Origin of the sequence: Dankookia sp. P2 (genome assembly GCF_050632255.1) — a bacterium.
In the GTDB taxonomy this organism is placed as follows: domain Bacteria; phylum Pseudomonadota; class Alphaproteobacteria; order Acetobacterales; family Acetobacteraceae; genus Paracraurococcus.
Map to the genome: position 1 here is coordinate 581,307 of NZ_CP192581.1, position 15,018 is coordinate 596,324.

At 70.8% G+C, this 15,018-nt stretch carries 15 protein-coding genes and 4 pseudogenes; 7 read left to right on the top strand and 12 right to left on the bottom strand.

From position 1 onward, the window contains the following. Window position 1: 1 nt before the first annotated feature. The 8 genes and pseudogenes from ACQ86J_RS03385 to ACQ86J_RS03420 form a co-directional block, all read right to left on the bottom strand. Entirely contained in the window at window positions 2–775 is a 774-nt protein-coding gene (locus ACQ86J_RS03385) for an ATP-binding protein (protein WP_431270029.1), read from the bottom strand. A 20-nt stretch (window positions 776–795) separates the two neighbouring features. Then, window positions 796–1,041 carry a hypothetical protein gene (locus ACQ86J_RS03390; RefSeq protein ID WP_431272794.1) on the bottom strand — a complete coding sequence of 82 codons (246 nt, stop codon included), beginning with the start codon at window positions 1,039–1,041 and terminating at the stop codon, window positions 796–798. Then, complete coding sequence (locus ACQ86J_RS03395) at window positions 993–1,373, bottom strand: double zinc ribbon domain-containing protein (RefSeq protein WP_431270030.1); 381 nt, start codon at window positions 1,371–1,373, stop codon at window positions 993–995. Before ACQ86J_RS03395 ends, ACQ86J_RS03390 begins: the two co-directional genes overlap by 49 nt. A gap of 29 nt (window positions 1,374–1,402) precedes the next feature. Further along, on the bottom strand, window positions 1,403–1,855 hold the full coding sequence (locus ACQ86J_RS03400; protein ID WP_431270031.1) for a hypothetical protein: 453 nt from the start codon (window positions 1,853–1,855) through the stop codon (window positions 1,403–1,405). Beyond that, window positions 1,852–2,133 carry a hypothetical protein gene (locus ACQ86J_RS03405; protein WP_431270032.1) on the bottom strand — a complete coding sequence of 94 codons (282 nt, stop codon included), beginning with the start codon at window positions 2,131–2,133 and terminating at the stop codon, window positions 1,852–1,854. Before ACQ86J_RS03405 ends, ACQ86J_RS03400 begins: the two co-directional genes overlap by 4 nt. A gap of 223 nt (window positions 2,134–2,356) precedes the next feature. Next, window positions 2,357–3,528 (bottom strand): annotated as a pseudogene (locus ACQ86J_RS03410) (acetyl-CoA C-acetyltransferase); the annotation flags it as partial. A 72-nt stretch (window positions 3,529–3,600) separates the two neighbouring features. Further along, on the bottom strand, window positions 3,601–4,218 hold the full coding sequence (locus tag ACQ86J_RS03415; protein WP_431270033.1) for a hypothetical protein: 618 nt from the start codon (window positions 4,216–4,218) through the stop codon (window positions 3,601–3,603). Beyond that, window positions 4,133–4,747, bottom strand: a complete 615-nt coding sequence (locus tag ACQ86J_RS03420; protein ID WP_431270034.1) for a hypothetical protein — start codon at window positions 4,745–4,747, stop codon at window positions 4,133–4,135. Before ACQ86J_RS03420 ends, ACQ86J_RS03415 begins: the two co-directional genes overlap by 86 nt. 672 nt (window positions 4,748–5,419) lie before the next feature. Here ACQ86J_RS03420 and ACQ86J_RS03425 point away from each other — a divergent pair. The 3 genes from ACQ86J_RS03425 to ACQ86J_RS03435 all read left to right on the top strand — a co-directional run bounded on the left by ACQ86J_RS03425 (window position 5,420) and on the right by ACQ86J_RS03435 (window position 7,343). After that, window positions 5,420–5,818: a polyhydroxyalkanoate synthesis repressor PhaR gene (locus ACQ86J_RS03425; RefSeq protein WP_431272722.1), complete on the top strand. Its 399-nt coding sequence runs from the start codon at window positions 5,420–5,422 to the stop codon at window positions 5,816–5,818. Between the two features lie 367 nt (window positions 5,819–6,185). Further along, complete coding sequence (locus ACQ86J_RS03430; protein ID WP_431272795.1) at window positions 6,186–6,473, top strand: hypothetical protein; 288 nt, start codon at window positions 6,186–6,188, stop codon at window positions 6,471–6,473. 747 nt (window positions 6,474–7,220) lie between these two features. Then, window positions 7,221–7,343, top strand: coding sequence for a hypothetical protein (locus ACQ86J_RS03435; protein WP_431270035.1), 123 nt, complete (start codon window positions 7,221–7,223; stop codon window positions 7,341–7,343). 186 nt (window positions 7,344–7,529) lie between these two features. Here the strand turns inward: ACQ86J_RS03435 and ACQ86J_RS03440 are convergent, their stop codons facing one another. Together ACQ86J_RS03440 and ACQ86J_RS03445 are read right to left on the bottom strand one after the other, a co-directional pair. Continuing rightward, complete coding sequence (locus ACQ86J_RS03440) at window positions 7,530–8,135, bottom strand: ABC transporter substrate-binding protein (protein ID WP_431270036.1); 606 nt, start codon at window positions 8,133–8,135, stop codon at window positions 7,530–7,532. Continuing rightward, window positions 8,113–8,985 carry an ABC transporter substrate-binding protein gene (locus ACQ86J_RS03445; RefSeq protein ID WP_431270037.1) on the bottom strand — a complete coding sequence of 291 codons (873 nt, stop codon included), beginning with the start codon at window positions 8,983–8,985 and terminating at the stop codon, window positions 8,113–8,115. The genes ACQ86J_RS03440 and ACQ86J_RS03445 overlap by 23 nt, the downstream gene beginning before the upstream one ends. A 176-nt stretch (window positions 8,986–9,161) precedes the next feature. Here ACQ86J_RS03445 and ACQ86J_RS03450 point away from each other — a divergent pair. Together ACQ86J_RS03450 and ACQ86J_RS03455 are read left to right on the top strand one after the other, a co-directional pair. After that, a pseudogene (locus ACQ86J_RS03450) lies at window positions 9,162–9,509 on the top strand (ABC transporter substrate-binding protein); the annotation flags it as partial. A gap of 482 nt (window positions 9,510–9,991) precedes the next feature. After that, window positions 9,992–10,210, top strand: a pseudogene (locus ACQ86J_RS03455) (ABC transporter substrate-binding protein); the annotation flags it as partial. A gap of 337 nt (window positions 10,211–10,547) precedes the next feature. Here the strand turns inward: ACQ86J_RS03455 and ACQ86J_RS03460 are convergent. Beyond that, window positions 10,548–12,032 (bottom strand): isocitrate/isopropylmalate family dehydrogenase, encoded by a 1,485-nt coding sequence (locus ACQ86J_RS03460; protein ID WP_431270038.1) that lies wholly within the window; start codon window positions 12,030–12,032, stop codon window positions 10,548–10,550. Window positions 12,033–12,185: 153 nt separating this feature from the next. On the opposite strand from ACQ86J_RS03460, the gene ACQ86J_RS03465 reads away from it, so the two are divergent. Beyond that, entirely contained in the window at window positions 12,186–13,127 is a 942-nt protein-coding gene (locus ACQ86J_RS03465; protein ID WP_431270039.1) for an OmpA family protein, read from the top strand. On the opposite strand, the gene ACQ86J_RS03470 is transcribed toward ACQ86J_RS03465, so the two are convergent. Then, window positions 13,091–13,837 (bottom strand): aspartate/glutamate racemase family protein, encoded by a 747-nt coding sequence (locus ACQ86J_RS03470; RefSeq protein ID WP_431270040.1) that lies wholly within the window; start codon window positions 13,835–13,837, stop codon window positions 13,091–13,093. The two genes, ACQ86J_RS03465 and ACQ86J_RS03470, sit on opposite strands and share 37 nt — an antisense overlap. A gap of 199 nt (window positions 13,838–14,036) precedes the next feature. On the opposite strand from ACQ86J_RS03470, the pseudogene ACQ86J_RS03475 reads away from it, so the two are divergent. Next, window positions 14,037–14,897: pseudogene (locus ACQ86J_RS03475) on the top strand (Bug family tripartite tricarboxylate transporter substrate binding protein); the annotation flags it as partial. Between the last annotated feature and the right edge of the window lie 121 nt (window positions 14,898–15,018).

Here is a 15,018-nt window from a genome sequence, read left to right on the forward strand (position 1 = left end):
GTCAGGCAGCAGCAGGACGGGCTGCCGCCGCGAGCCCGTCGAGCAGTCCTCGACCAGCCTCGACGCTTGAGGCGTCGAGCCAGTGATAGTCCTCGATCACGAGGATCAGCGGCTGCCGGTGCCGCCTGGCGCCGCAGGACGCCGACCAGCGCGGCCAACAGATTCCGGCGGGCGCCGGGTCGGATCGGTCGGGTCGAGGTCGGGCCCACCGGCATCGCTGTCCAGGTAGTGCAGCAGCGGCGTGCAATCGATCTCCGACGCCGACATCAGCGCGGCCAGCCGGGCGGCGATCTCCGCCGGGGGATCGCCCGGCGCGCGCAGCCGACGAGCTGCGCAGCAGCGCGGTGACGAGAAGGTAAGGCACCGCGAGGGAGTGGACGGTGGTCTCGACCCGCATCACCCGCCAGACGGCCAGCGGACTGGCGCCAAGGAAATCGTGCACCAGGCGGGACTTGCCCATGCCGGCATCGGCGACCAGCGCGACCGCCCGCGCCTCGCCCGGCTCTCCATCCCGCCCCTCGGCGCGCCGCAGCGCCTGGTGGAGCAGCGCGAGTTCCTGCTGCCGGCCAACCAGCGTGGTCAGCGCCCGGCTGCCGGAGCGGACGAGCCAGGAGGAGCGGTTCGCCACGCCGAGCAGCCGGTAGAGCGGCAGCGGCTCGGCCAGGCCGCGCAGCGGCACCTTGCCGAGCGGCACGAGCTTGCGCGGCGCCGGCGACCAGCACCGCGGTCTGCTGCGCCAGCAGGGCGGTGTTCGGCCTCCGGCCTGGCGCTCCACCCGGGCGGCGATATGCGCTGTCAGGCCGGAGACGCCATGCCCTCGGCATCGCCGTCCTGGCCGCCCGCCCGCAGGATCACCGGCCCGCTGCAGATGCCGATGCGGACCGCCAGGGCACGGCCGCCGATATCGCGCGCACCCTCGATGATCGCCAGCGCGGCGAAACAGGCGCGCACCGCATGGTCCTCGACCGCGACAGGGGCGCCGAACATGGCCATCACCCCATCGCCCATCCGCACCGTGACGGTGCCGCCGCAGCGCGCCACCGCCTCCGGCCATCGTGTCGAGCGCGAGGCCGAGCGAGACGCCTCGCATCCTCGGCGTCCATGGCGGCAATCAGGCCGGTGGAATCGCAGAGATCGGCGAAGAGGATGGTCGCATGCTTGTACTGCGCCTCGCGTTCGCGCGACGCCGCCACGGCCGGCCCGCCGGCCGCAGCCCCGGCGGCGAAGCCGGCGCCGCAATGGGTGCAGAACCGCGCCACCAAGCGGTTGGGCGTCTGGCAGGCGGGACAGGGCTTCTCGAGCGGGGCGCCGCAATGATCGCAGAACCGCCCGGAGGCGGCCGGTGCATCGCAGTGCTGGCAGGTGGGGTACATGCGGGACCTGTGCCGCCCGGACCGGTCGCTCAGGCCGATGGCTTGTAGTGCACGTGCGGGCAGGTGTGGCAGGCCTCGGGGCCGCGTTGCACCCACCAGCGGCAGGAGGCACGGATGCCGCAGCGCGGCACCGGAGCGCCGGGCTCTCGCGCCTCGACATATCCGGCGACGGCCTCCTGCATCCGGCCGATCAGCGAGCAGGACGCATCCTTCCAATGCGCGCAATGGCGCTCGACGCATGGCCCGGCCAGTCGGAACCGCGTCTCGGGCTTCTCACCGATCTGCGCCCGCATCCCCGGGGTGAGTGGGATCGGCGTCGGCAGGTTGGCAACGACACCGCCTTCACCGATTACCCCGATGACCATCGGCGCATTGCGCGGATCGCCGCTGACGCTCGGGCAAAGCGTCGCCTTGCCGGCTGGCCGCGTCGCCTGATCCCGGCGGGAGGCCGCGGAGGCGGCGGCGCCAGGACGGGCTGTCACGCCGGATCGGCCTTCGGCTTCGGCACGGGCTTCGGCTTGGGTGCGGGCTTCGGCGGCGGCACCGGCTTGGGCTTTGGCGGCGGCGGCGGCCGCTGGCCGTTGTTGTCCGGCAGCATGCTTATGGTGACGACATTCGACGCCGCGGAGATCATGGCAAGATGCGCCACGACCGTTTCCTGGACCGCGGCGAGCAGGGCGCGCTGTTCCTCGCCGGTCATCTGTACATAGGTAAGGTCTATGCAGAGGTGACCGCCGGACAACCTGACCTGTCCACCCATGACGCAGCTCCTCGACCAACGGCCCCGCGAGATTACTAGCGATCCGTGGCAGGAACGGTACTGGTGAGCGATTGCAACTGTCAATCCCGCGACGCACACGGGGCACGCGCCCTGCGGCGCCCGAAGGCCGCCGCGCGGCGGCGTCGCGGAAGTCTCAGCCGGCGCCGGGCGCCCCGCCCGGACCAAGCGGCGGGCGCCAAGCGCCCGCCGGTCGGCTCAAGGGCCGCTCGACGCAGAGCGCGACGCCCATGCCGCCGCCGATGCAGAGCGTCGCCAAGCCGCGCTTGGCATTGCGCTTCTGCATCTCGAAGAGCAGCGTGTTCAGCACCCGGGCGCCCGAGGCGCCGATGGGGTGGCCGAGCGCGATCGCCCCGCCATTGACGTTCACCTTGGCCGGATCCCAGCCGAGATCCTTGTTCACCGCGCAAGCCTGCGCCGCGAAGGCCTCGTTCGCTTCGATCAGGTCGAGCGTGTCGATCGACCAGCCGGCCTTCTGCAGCGCCTTGCGGGAGGCCGGGATCGGCCCCGTACCCATGATCGAGGGATCGACGCCGGCGGTGGCCCAGGAGACGATCCGCGCCATCGGCGTCACGCCGCGCTTGCGCGCTTCCTCGGCCGACATCACCACCGCAACCGCAGCGCCGTCATTGATGCCCGAGGCATTGCCGGCGGTCACCGTGCCGGTCTTGCTGAAGGCCGGGCGGAGCTTGGCCAGCACGTCGTAGTCGGTCGAGGGCTTCGGGTACTCGTCCTCAGAGATCACCACGTCGCCCTTGCGGCCCTTCACCGTCACCGGGGCGATCTCGTCCTTGAAGCGGCCGGCCTTCATCGCCTCGCCGGCCTTGCGCTGGCTGGCGGCGGCGAACTCGTCCTGCTGCTCGCGGGTGATCTGGTACTTCTCGGCGACGTTCTCGGCCGTCGTGCCCATGTGGTAACCGTGGAAGGCGTCCCAGAGGCCGTCCTTGATCATGGTGTCGACCATGGCGAGGTCGCCCATCTTCTGCCCGGCGCGGAGCTGCGCGGCATGCGGCGCCTGGGTCATGCTCTCCTGCCCGCCGGCGACGACGATGCTGGCGTCGCCGCTGCTGATCTGCTGCGCCGCGAGCGCCACGGCTCCGAGGCCGGAGCCGCAGAGCTGGTTGATGCCGAATGCGGTCGCGGCAGCCGGGATGCCGGCATTCATGGCAGCCTGGCGGGCCGGGTTCTCGGGCCGGCCCCGGCGGTGAGGATCTGGCCCATGATGACCTCGTCCACTTCGTCCGGCTTCACCCCGGCGCGCTCCAGCGCGGCCTGGATGGCGACGGTGCCGAGCGCATGCGCCGAGAGAGAGGCGAAGGCGCCGTTGAAGCTGCCGACGGGCGTGCGGGCCGCTGAGGCAATGACGATCTCGGTCAAGACTGGTTCTCCCACCCTGATGTTGCGCCGCACATTGGACCGGCGCCCTAGTCGATAACAAGCCCGGGGCCCCTACAAGCCCATCAGGCCAGGCAACGCCTTGATCCAGGTCAGGAGCGGACGCCAGAGCTGCACCTCGGCTCCGCCCCCGGCCACCATGCCGACATGGCCGGCCGCGGCGTGGTGCACATGGGCGCCGGGCATCGTCGCCGCCAGGGCCAGGGCCGAGGCGGGCGGGACGATCCGGTCGCGGGCCGGGATGGCCAGGAAGGCCGGCAGCCGCAGCGCCTGTGGCGCCACCACCTCGCCGGCGATGCGCCAATCTCCACGCGCCGGGGAGTTGGCGCCGTACCAGCCGGACAGGGCCTCCCGCGCTACCGGGGCGGCCAGCGGGACACCACCGTTCAGCCAATCTTCGAGCGCCACGAAGCGACGAGCCCGCGAGCTGTCCGGGTCCAGCTTGGCGAAGGCGCGGTACTTCTCGCCGATGCCGGCCGCGTCATGCGCGGCGAAGAGCGCCTGCAGGGTATCGACCGGAAGCGTGCCGGTCGCGCGCAGCAGCGGCTCCAGCCCCGGAAGGGTGGCGGCGAGGCCGCGGGCCCGCTCAGCGTCCGCCGCCCAGAAATCCCAGGGCGTGGCCAGCAGTGCCAGGCCGCGCAGCAGAACCCGGCCGGCGCTGCGCCAAAGCAAGGCCCAACATTCCGCCAAGGCAATAGCCGGCCAGTACCACCGGCCCGCCAGCAAGGCCGACGGCGGCAACCAGGGCGCGCTCGAGCCGCCCAGCGACGTAGTCGGTCAGCGAGAAGCCACGCTCCAACGCCCCTGGCGCGCCCCAGTCGAGGAGCAACGGCCGCACTCCCGCCCCTGCCAGATGCCGCAGCATCGAGGCGCCGGGCAGCAGGTCCAGCACCTCCGCGCCATTGACCAGCGAGGGGATGACGAGGAGCACCGGCGCGCCGGGCGGCCCGCCATGGTCGAGCAGCCGGCTGCCGCCCTCGGCCCAGGCCACGGGCACCGGCGGCATGGCGCGGCGGAAGGGGTGGCGGCGATAGGCCAGGATGCCGTGCAGCAGGTCCGCCTCGCGCGCCCGTAGCCGACGCTCGACCGCGGCGGCGAAGGCTTCAGGCGGATGGCCGCCGGCGGCGAGCCCGGCCGCGATCCGCGCCGCCTCCCGCCGTCCCGCGCTCGAGCGCGGCGAGTCGGCGCTCCAGCTCGTCAACCCGGGCACGCAGCCGGGCGACGGACGCGCCGCCCATCGGGTCGCCAGCGCCAGCGCCAAGTGCAGCGCCAGCGGGCGTGGCCCCCGGCGGGGCGAGAGGGGCGTCTCCGGTTCTGGAAGGATGCTCATGCGCCGGCACGCCGCCCGGCGCGCGATACCAGGCGGCGGCCAGATCGGCGGCCTGCCGCCAGGCGGCGGCGATCTCCGGGTCGACGGCCAGGCCGGACAGCTCGCTCTGCCACAGCGTGACCCAGGCTTCGGCCAGAATCCTCCAGCCCCGGTGGGGCGCTTCGCGTTCGGGTCCGCATGCCTCGTCCTCGGGACCGGTCAACCGCCCCTCCTGTTCGCCGCTCGCGCGATCGTTGTCCAGCGCCGTGGCTTTCTGGTGGCGGCGCGAACGATATGATGGCGGGTCTTGGTGCGCTGCGGGATTCCCTCTAACGCAGCTGCGGGATGGGCATGCTAGTCTCGACCCAAGACGCCTCGACTGCCCGGCGCCCCGCGCCGCCGCACACGCATGAAGGACAGGAGCCGCCATGGCCGAGAACGCCGCCCGCGCCGACACCACGAGCGAAGCTCCCCTGCAACCCGTAGTGGTCAAGAAATACGCCAATCGTCGCCTCTACAAGCACTGAATCCTCCAGCTACGTGACGCTGGAGGACCTGGCCAACATGGTTCGGCAAGGCCGCGACTTCATCGTCTTCGATGCGAAGTCGGGCGAGGACATCACCCGCTCGGTGCTGACCCAGATCATCGTCGAGGAGGAATCGAAGGGTCGCAGCCTGCTGCCGGAAAGCTTTCTGCGGCAGCTCATCGGCTTCTACGGCGACAGCCTGCAAAGCGTGCTGCCGCGCTACCTGGAATTCGCCATGGCGGGCTTCGCCCGGCAGCAGGAGCAGATGCGCCGCTCGGTGGAACAGGCAATGGGCGGCTTTATGCCTTTTGGCGGCATCCCGGGCCTTGAGGAAGTTGGCAAGCAAAACATGGCGATGCTCGAGCGGGCGATGAGCCTGTTCGCGCCCTTCCGCCCGCCGGAGACGCCGGCGACCATCGGAATCCTTGAAGGCTGAAGTGGAATCGCTGCGCCAGCAGCATGGCCGAGGCGACCCGCACCGAGCAAGGGTTCCTCGCGCCAGACGTGAGTTTCAAGGCTCTCGCTTCCATCACGCGTTCGTCACGCGCCGAGGTGGAACGCCCGCCATGCCGCGGCATTCCGTTGGGTGAGATTCCTAACGGCAAAGGGCACGGCAATGGTGCAGACGACGACGCAGACCGAAGCGAAGCGGCCGGACGGTGCCAAGCCGGGGCAGCGCGCCAGTGCCGCTGACCGCCATGTCGGGTCCCGGATCCGGGAACGGCGGGTCATGATGGGTCTGTCGCAGCAACAACTCGCGCGGATGATCGGCGTCACCTACCAGCAGGCTCACAAGTACGAGCGTGGACTCGAATCGCATCTCGGCCGGCCGCCTGTTCGAGATCGCCCAGGTTCTCGGCGTCGGCGTGTCCTGGTTCTTCGAGGGGCTGTCGGCGGATTCCGAGCAGCACGAGATCTCGCCCCGCCAGCGCATGTGCCTCGAGCTGGCGCGCAACTTCGCCATGATCGAGCAACGAGAAGCACCAGGAGGCGCTGAGCCAGATGGCCCGCGCCCTGGCCGCCCAGAGCCAAGCGGCGTGGCCGGAATGCCGGTCGCCGCTGATGCCGAGGTAGCGGCCGAGACCCATTGACGCGGGGGCCGGGCGTGGCCCAGCCTCCGCTGGGCAGAGGTATCAAAGCGGGGGCCTTCCCCGCCCCTGCTGCGGCCGCGGCGGCGATGGACCTTCCGGACGTTGCTGCTGGCCCTGTTCCTGTGTCTGGCAGGGGGGCACTCGGTGGCGTCATCGTCGGGCTGGGCTTGCGGCAGCCGCCTGCCCCGCCGGCCGAGCCGCCGGTCGCGGCGGAACCCGCTCCTCCCACCACCACGCTGCTCCGGCTCCGGTGAGTTGGAATCCCAACTTGCCGCGTTGCGCCGTGCCGTGGAGCAGGAGCAGGCCCGCCTCGATCTCGCTGATCCGATCCCGCCTGACCGCCGAGGCGGAGCAGCAGGGCGCGGCTGGACGCGCTCACGCGCGCGCGTGCGGCGGCGGAAGCGCAACTCGCCACGCTGCAGCGTGACGTCGCGGCCGCCCCAGCGCGAAGCCACGCAACCGCGAGGCCTCGGCAACTGCGCGACGCGATGCGGCGCTTCCGCCGGTCGCAGGCGGGGCCGCGCCGCCCCTGGCGCCAAGCCCGGCGCGGACGGCGCGGGAGGCGCCCCCCGCTGCGGGTGGCCAGCCGCGGGTCTTCGTCCACCACCGCAGCGGCTCCGCCGTCGGGGCGGAGACGGCGGCGGCACTGTCGACCTCGCTGCGGGAAGGCGGGTTCGAGGTCCCGGAGGTGCGGCCCGTGCCTGCCGTGCCCTCGCAGCGGGGTGGTGCGCTACTTCCACGCCGAGGATGCCGCGACCGCCGGCGCGGCTGGCCGGACGGCTCGGCCGCGGCTGGGCGATCCAGGATTTCCGCGGCTACGAGCCCTCCCCCGGGCCCGGCACCCTGGAGGTCTGGGTGCCGGACCGTTGAGGCGGCGCCTCAGCCGATGACGCGGACCGGCGTCCAGGTCCTGGAACCAGGACCGCGCCTGGATCGAAGCCCTGGACCTTGCGGCTCATCGCCCGTGGGTTGAGGTCATGCGCGACGAAGAGGAACAGCGCATCCTCGACAATCTTGGCGTGCAACTCGGAAACCAGCTTGTCCTGCGCCGCTTGGTCAGAATCCGGATAGGATCCTGGCGATAAGCGCGTCGTAGTCGGGACTGGAGAAGTCGCCCCAGTTGTTCCCGGCCGGCGGCGTCAGGTCCGAACGCAGGAAGCGGATCATCGCCGTGAAGGGGTCGATTGCGGTGAAAGAGATGTTGATCCCGGTGATCCCGCGGTTGGACGGTGCCTTCCAGCCGTCCCGCCAGATGGCAAGCAGGGTGTTCCACTCGAAGACCTCGAACTCGATCTCGATCCCGACCTCCTTCAGCATCTGCTGCAGGGCTTCGTTCATCGCCATCGGCTGCATCTGGCCTGAGCCCGAGGTCGAGATGCCGATCTTGGTCTTCAACGGCGTGCGCGGCGTGACCCCTGCATCCGCCAGCAGTTTCTTCGCCGCCGCGGGGTCGTAGCCCCATTTGAACTTCGGCACGTCGTTCCAGGTGCTGCCGAGCGGCAGCAGCCCGGCACCCTCGTCCATCAGCCCGCCCAGCATGCCCTTCATCGCCGCGCGGTCGATCGCGAGGTTGGCGCCGCGGCGGATGCGGCTATCGCGCCAGGGCGAGCCTTCGGCGGTCGCCAACTGCCAGGTCCAATTATGCGGGTACTGGTTGGTCACGATGGTGTAGCCGGCCTGTTTCCAGGCTGGGCACCGCATCCGCCGGCGGCGCCTCGATCCAGTCCACCTGGTTGGAGCGCAGCGCGGCGACGCGGGTATTGGGCTCGGGCAGCGGGATCAGCACCAGCTTCTCGCATTTAGGGATGCGGGCCGCGTCCCAGTAGTCCGGGTTGCGGGCCAGCACGGCGCGCTCGCGGATCGAGAAGGCCTCCAGCTTCCAGGGGCCGGTGCCGACTGCCTTTGGCATGTAGGCGTCCCAGTTCTTCCCCGCCGCCTCCCAGGCAGCCTGGTGGACGATGCCGATCCAGCTCACGCCGTAGGGCACGGTGCTGTCGACGGTGCGGGTCTCGAGCGCGAAGGTCCGCTCGTCCACCGCTTCCCAGGCGGAGACGGTCGGGATGCGGACCCGGCCGAAGGCCGCCGCGCGCTGGTCGAAATGCGGCGCGTCGGTCTTCAGCACGCGGTCGAAGGAGAAGACGACGTCCTGCGCCGTGAGCGGCTTGCCGTCGTGGAACTTCACCCCGTCGCGCAGGGTGAAGGTCCAGCGCTTGCGGGTTGGCGGGATCCACCTTCCAGGCGGTCGCCAGGCCGGGGCCGCAGCACCGCGGGGGCATCCGCCTTGGACAGGTCCCAATGGACCAGGCTGGTCATAGAGGGTGACGCCCATGAAGCGGTGGCCCTCGGCGCCCTGGTCGGGGACGCCGTTGGTCAGCGGCACCGCCGCCGCCGTCATGCCGACGCGCAGGATGCCCGCGGTTTGGGCAAAGGCCAGATCCCAGGGCAGCGTCGCCGCCGCCAGGATGCCGCCCGCGCCGCCCAGCAGGCCGCGCCGTCCGAAACCGGTATGCATGGGATTCAGCCCCTCCTGGTTGCACGGGTGGAGACCAAGCAAGCTGCGGGCCGCCGGCCGCCCCCGGCCGCGTGCCGGCACGAACACCCCGCCGGGCATGCCTTCCCCGCGCCGCTCCGGCTGGATAGGCTCGGCCCCAAGGTGGGCCGGAACCGCCGCCGCAGGGAGATCCGTTCATGTCGCTGACCCGCCGTGCCGTCCTTGGCGCGACCACCGCCACCGCGCTGTCGCCCCTCTGGGTCTTCGGCAGTGCCAGGGCCCAGCCTGCGGAGACCGTACGCATCGGCGTGCTGACGGATCTCTCCGGCCCCTACCGCGACGTGACCGGCCCGACCTCGGTCGCCTGCGTCCGCCAGGCGGTCGAGGAGCTCTCGGCCCGCAACCCCGAGATCAGGATCGAGATCATCGCCGCCGACCACCAGAACAAGCCGGATGTCGGCATCAACACCGTGCGGCAGTGGTTCGACCAGCGCGGCGTCGACGTGGTGACGGATGTCGGCAACAGCGCCATCGCGCTCGGTATCAACCCGGTCTGCGTCGAGAAGGACCGCGTGCACCTGAACGCCTCGGCCGGCACCTCGGAGCTCGACGGCAAAATCCTGCACGCCGAACACCATCCACTGGTCCTACGACACCTGGTGCCTGTCCAACACCACCGGGACGGCGCTGACCAAGGCGGGCAACAACACCTGGTACTTCATCACCGCCGACTATGCCTTCGGTCATGCGATCGAGCGCGACACCACGCGCTTCGTCGAGGCCGCCGGCGGAAAGCTGCTCGGCGCCTCCCGCTACCCCTTCCCGCAGACCACCGACTTCTCCGCCTTCCTGCTGCAGGCGCAAGCCGGCCGGGCGAAAGTGCTGGGCCTGGCCATGGCGGGCGACGACCTGGTCAACTGCGTCAAGCAGGCGCAGGAATCGGCCTCAGGAAATCGGGGATGAAATTCGCCGCCATCATCGGCTCGATCACCGGCGTCCTCGCCGCGGGGCTCGAGACCATGCGAGGATGTACATCGCCGAGACCTTCTGGTGGGACCTCGACGATCGAACCCGCGGCTTCACCAAGCGGGTGCAGACCAAGCTGCCCACCGGCGTCTTCCCGAACTACGTGCATGCCGGCAACTACGCCGGCGTGACGCATTACCTGAAGGCGGTGAAGGAGTTGGGCGTGGCGCGGGCCAAGGCGAGCGGGCGGGAGGTGGTGACGCTAATGAAGCGCATGCCGACCGACGACGACGCCTTCGGCAAGGGGTTGATCCGCGAGGACGGGCGGAAGATCCACCCGAGGCTACCTGCTGCAGGTGAAGAAGCCGGGCGAGAACAAGTATCCCGGCGACGTCTATACCCTGGCCGGCACGGTGCCGGCGGACCAGGCCTTCCGGCCGCTGGCCGAGGGCGGCTGCCCGCTCGTGCGCGCCTGAAAAAAGCTGGGAGCGAAATGTGTTCCCTACCCGGACCCCACCCTGCCTTTTTGTGGGTCGGGCGCCCGCCGCGCGGCGGGCGCCGGACCCACAGAAATAGATGAGGGGTCCGGGGAGATACCTTCTCCCCGGCCTTTTCTTCTACGCCTTGCTGTAGGCGTCCGCGCCGTCGTAGCGCTGCAGCTTCTCCAGGTGCATCCAGTTGTGCTGCCGGCCGATCCGCTGCAGCAGGTCGGTGATCTCGGCGACGCCGTTGCCCTTCGGCGCCTCCTTGAACATGAAGCGGGCGCGGAAGTGGTCGACCAGGAAGGTATGGCCCGCCACTTCCGGCCAGACCTGCGCCCCGCGCGAGGAGATCATGGTCAGGTCGAAGGCGCTGTTCTCGGCCGCCGCCGCCAGGGTGATGCTGATGGCGCGGGGGTCGCGCTCGCTCTCGACGAAGACGTCGACGCCGACCAGCTCGCGCGTGCTCGCCGCACGGTACCAGGTGATCTGCGGCCATTTCTTCATGGCGATCGGCCGGTACTCGCGATCCGGGACATTGGCGCTCTCGCGGTCGAGGTTGGCGATGATGCGGTCGACGAAGGCCGCGGTCGGTGCCCCCTCCCCGTCCCGGGCGATGTCGCCGGTGAGATCCTTGCCCTCCTCGAGTGTCACATAGAGCGCGTGCTCGATCCGCCGCGCGGTGGCGAAGTCGCCGATGTGGCGCAGCATCATCAGGGAGGACAGCAACAGCGCAGTCGGGTTGGCCACGCCCTTGCCGGCGATCTGCGGCGCCGAGCCGTGCACCGCCTCGAACATCGCCGCCTCGTCGCCGAGATTGGCCGAGGGCGCGACGCCGAGCCCGCCGACCAGGCCGGCCGCGAGGTCGGACAGGATGTCGCCGTTCATGTTGGTCATGACGGTGACGTCGAACTGCTCCGGCCGGATGACCATCTGGTGGGCACAGTTGTCGACGATCATGTGCTCGTGCTGCAGGCCGGGATAGTCGGGCATCACCTGCTCGGCGCTGCGCTTCAGCATCCCCTCGGTCAGCTTCATGATGTTCGCCTTGGTGGCGACCGTCACCTTCTTCCGCCCCTCGGCCTCGGCCACCGCCGCGGCCAGGCGGACGATGCGCTCGCAGCCGACCTCGGTGATGATCTTCAGGCACTGCGCGACGCCCGGCGTCTGCAGTGTGCTCGATGCCGGCATAGACGTCCTCGACATTCTCGCGCACCACGACGAAGTCGATGCCCCGGCCGGAGAAGGGCGTGCGGATGCCCGGCAGCTCCGCACCGGGCGGATGTTGCGCGTACATCTCGAAGGTCTTGCGGCAGCGTCACGTTGGCCGACGTTGTCGCCGAAGCCGACCGGGGTCTCGAGCGGTCCCTTCAGCGCCACGCCGGTTGCGGGCGATGCTGTCGAGCGTCTCCTTCGTCGCCCCGGGGCCGCGATGCCGCGCTTGAAGGCCTCGGCGCCCGCGAGCGCTCTCCTCCCTACTCCACCTGGGCACCGGCGGCTGCCAGCACCGTCTGGGTGGCGCGCATGACTTCCGGCCCGGATGCCGTCGCCGGGAATGGCGGTGACCTTCACCTTGGTGCGGCTGGGCGACTCGGTGGCGGGGTGCATCGGGGTGGAATCCATGGGTCTATCGTCCTGGCGGTATGATGCTGCATTGCGGCATTTACCCGGGCCGTCGAAAGCCCGGAATTGATCTGGGTCACAGCTGGCGGAACGGTCGCGCCCCGGGACGGAGCCCTGCGTTACGCAGGGAGAACGCCCCTTGGAGGTCGCAGCATGTCCCGCCATGCCGTGCAAATCATTGTTTATGCCATGCTTTTTCCCCTGTCGGTCGCCGCCCAGGACCGCGCGACCGGCCCGGTCACCATCGAGCAGCCACCGCCCGAGCCAAGAGGCGCGATCGTCACCACCCCCGACGGCCGCAGCGTCGAGGTGCCGCGCGGCGGCGCCTTCCAAGTCCAGGGCGCCAATGTGGTGGTCGAGAAGGAGACTCCGCGGGGCACCACCCTGACGGTGCAGAACGACGTCCTCTTCGACTTCGACAAGGCGGAGCTGAAGCCTGAGGCGACCGAGGCGCTGGGCCGGGTGGTCGAGATCATCAGGCAGCGGAAGCCCCGCGCCGCGCTGGTGGTCGGCCACACGGATTCGGTCGGCGCGGATGCCTATAACGACCAGCTCTCCCGCCGCCGGGCGGAGGCGGTGCGGGACTGGATCGCGAGCCATGGCGGCGATCGGCTCCCCGCTCAGCGTCGAGGGCAAGGGGGAGCGGGAGCCGGTGGCGCCGAACAGCGTCGACGGGCGCGACGACCCCGAAGGCCGGCAACGGAACCGCCGGGTCGAGGTGCTGCTGGAGCGGTAGCGCTTCCTTCACCGTGGCCGGCGGAGGCTGCGGCGATGCGCCCGATCCTCGCCCTGCTGCTAGCCACATGCGCCGCCCGCGCCCCCGCCTTCGCCCAGGACCCGCCCAGCTGCACCGCGGGCCGGGCCGGCATGGTCGCCTGCCTCGGCGAAAAGCCTCTGCGAATGCCGCTGGGAGCCGGGCGGCACGTTGGTCGGCCGGCCGCCCGCCCATCGTTGGGATTGCGGCGCGCTCTGGCCGGCCTGCGGCATCGCTCCGGCTGGCCCGCCGGCGGCCGAGCCGCCCCAGATCTCTGTGATGCCGTTGCTGCCCTCCCGCGTGGCTATGCCGCGAAGCTCCGCGGCCGCAGTCCCGCATGAAACCAGGTGATCAGCGAATAGATGTCGAAGACCGGTAGGCCGAGGGCCGCCTGCAGCGCCGCCGCATAGGGCGGCATGTTGGTGCATTCCAGCACGACGGCACCGACCTCCGGATGCGCCGCGATCAACGCCCGCCCGGCCTCGAGAATGTCCTGCTCGGCGAGCGCCACGTCCATGTCGACCGCATCGGCCTTGATCAGCACGCGGAAGAACTCCCGCCCGCCCTCGGTGCCCATGACGGGGGTGTCGAGCGGCACGCCGGCGGCGTCCAGATGCGCCGGGGTCAGCGAGCCCTTGCTGACCGTCAGCACGCCGACCCGCCTGCCTGGCGGCAGCGTCGCCTGCACCCAGGGCACCTGCATGAGCGAAGAGGTGGCGACCGGCACGCCGACCGCGGCCGCGATCTCCCGCTGGAACAGCGACAGGAAGCCGCAATTCGTGGTGATGGCCTCGGCGCCCTGGGCGACCAGTTCCTGCGCCGCGGCGACGAAGTCGGGCAGCAAGCCGTGCGCGCCATGCAGCACCACGCGTTCGGGGCTGGCGCCGCGCACGACGCGATAGAGCACCGGGAAGGGCCAGGTGCCGGCATTTCCCATGTCGCCGGGGATGCGCGGGAAGCGAGCTTCCAGCATCAGAATGCCCAAGGGGGCGCCATAGATCGCTTTGCCGCCGCGGGCGATGCGTGGCGCAGGGGTGTCTTGCAGGGTCATCCCGCCAGCCTAGAGCATATGGCGGAAGCGCGTGAACGCCGGGGCGCCTGGATCTGCCCTGAAGGCAGGAGGCTGCGGCGGCGCAGCCTTCACCCTTGAACGCAAACCGCCGTGGTCCGCTAAACTGCCTGCGGAAACGGGAAGGGATTGCGGGATGCTGCGCCGCGCGACGATCACCCTCGCCATGCTACTGGCGGCCATGCTGCCGGCCGCGGCGCAGGAAGCCTGGCCGAGCCGCCCCATCACCCTGCTCGGCGGCTTCCCGAACGGCGCCGGTACCGACATCTATGCCCGCAAGCTGGCCGAACCGCTCACCCGCGCCCTCGGCCAGCCGGTCGTCGTCGACAACCGCTCCGGCGCCGGCGGCAACATCGCCTCCGAGGCCGTGGCGAAGGCGCGGCCGGACGGATACCTGTTCCTGATCGGCACGGCGGGCACGCATGCGATCAATGCCACCCTGTACAAGTCGCTACCCTTCGACCCGCTGCGCGACGTCACCCACATCACCCTGCTGGGCGACGTGCCGAACGTGCTGCTGGTGAGCCCGGACAAGCGCCCGCAATACCGCAGCTGCGCCGACCTAGTCGCGGCGGCGAAGGCAAGGCCGGGGGCACTGAACTACGCCTCGACCGGCAATGGCGCCTCGACCCATCTGGCCGCCGCGCAGTTCGCCGCGGCGGCCGGGCTCGAGCTGGTGCATGTGCCCTATCGCGGCCAGCCGGGCGCGATCCAGGCGCTGCTCAGCGGCGATGTCGACATGTTCTTCAACCAGGTCGGCCCTTCGATCGGGCCTGTGACGCAGGGCCAGGCGCTGGCGCTGGGGGTGACCGTGCCGCGGCCCGTCGCCGCGCTGCCCGGGGTGCGGACGGTGGCCGAGGCCTGCGGCCTGCCGGGCTTCGAGAGCAGCACCTGGTACGGGCTGTTCGGCCCGCCCGGCCTGCCGGCCGCGATCCAGCAGCGGATGCAGGCGGAGGTGGCGAGGATCCTCGCCACCCCGGACTTTCAGGCCTGGCTGGTGCAGAGCCAGGGCATCACCCCGCCGGCCGACCCCTCGCCCGAGACCTTCCGCCGGGTGCATGAGGCCGATATCGCCCGCTGGGCGGCGATTGTCCGGCGCTCGGGCGCCAGCCTGGACCGAGGCGGGGGATCAGCCGGCGGCGGGACCGCACGCCTGCATGAAG

Excerpts from the sequence above, each read along its gene's own strand:
- ACQ86J_RS03395 (WP_431270030.1), bottom strand. The coding sequence starts at position 1,373 with ATGTACCCCACCTGCCAGCACTGCGATGCACCGGCCGCCTCCGGGCGG.
- ACQ86J_RS03470 (WP_431270040.1), bottom strand. The coding sequence starts at position 13,837 with ATGACCCTGCAAGACACCCCTGCGCCACGCATCGCCCGCGGCGGCAAA.
- ACQ86J_RS03435 (WP_431270035.1), top strand. The coding sequence starts at position 7,221 with ATGCCGCGACCGCCGGCGCGGCTGGCCGGACGGCTCGGCCGCGGCTGG.
- ACQ86J_RS03460 (WP_431270038.1), bottom strand. The coding sequence starts at position 12,032 with ATGGATTCCACCCCGATGCACCCCGCCACCGAGTCGCCCAGCCGCACC.
- ACQ86J_RS03445 (WP_431270037.1), bottom strand. The coding sequence starts at position 8,985 with ATGCATACCGGTTTCGGACGGCGCGGCCTGCTGGGCGGCGCGGGCGGC.
- ACQ86J_RS03465 (WP_431270039.1), top strand. The coding sequence starts at position 12,186 with ATGTCCCGCCATGCCGTGCAAATCATTGTTTATGCCATGCTTTTTCCC.
- ACQ86J_RS03425 (WP_431272722.1), top strand. The coding sequence starts at position 5,420 with ATGGTTCGGCAAGGCCGCGACTTCATCGTCTTCGATGCGAAGTCGGGC.
- ACQ86J_RS03405 (WP_431270032.1), bottom strand. The coding sequence starts at position 2,133 with ATGGGTGGACAGGTCAGGTTGTCCGGCGGTCACCTCTGCATAGACCTT.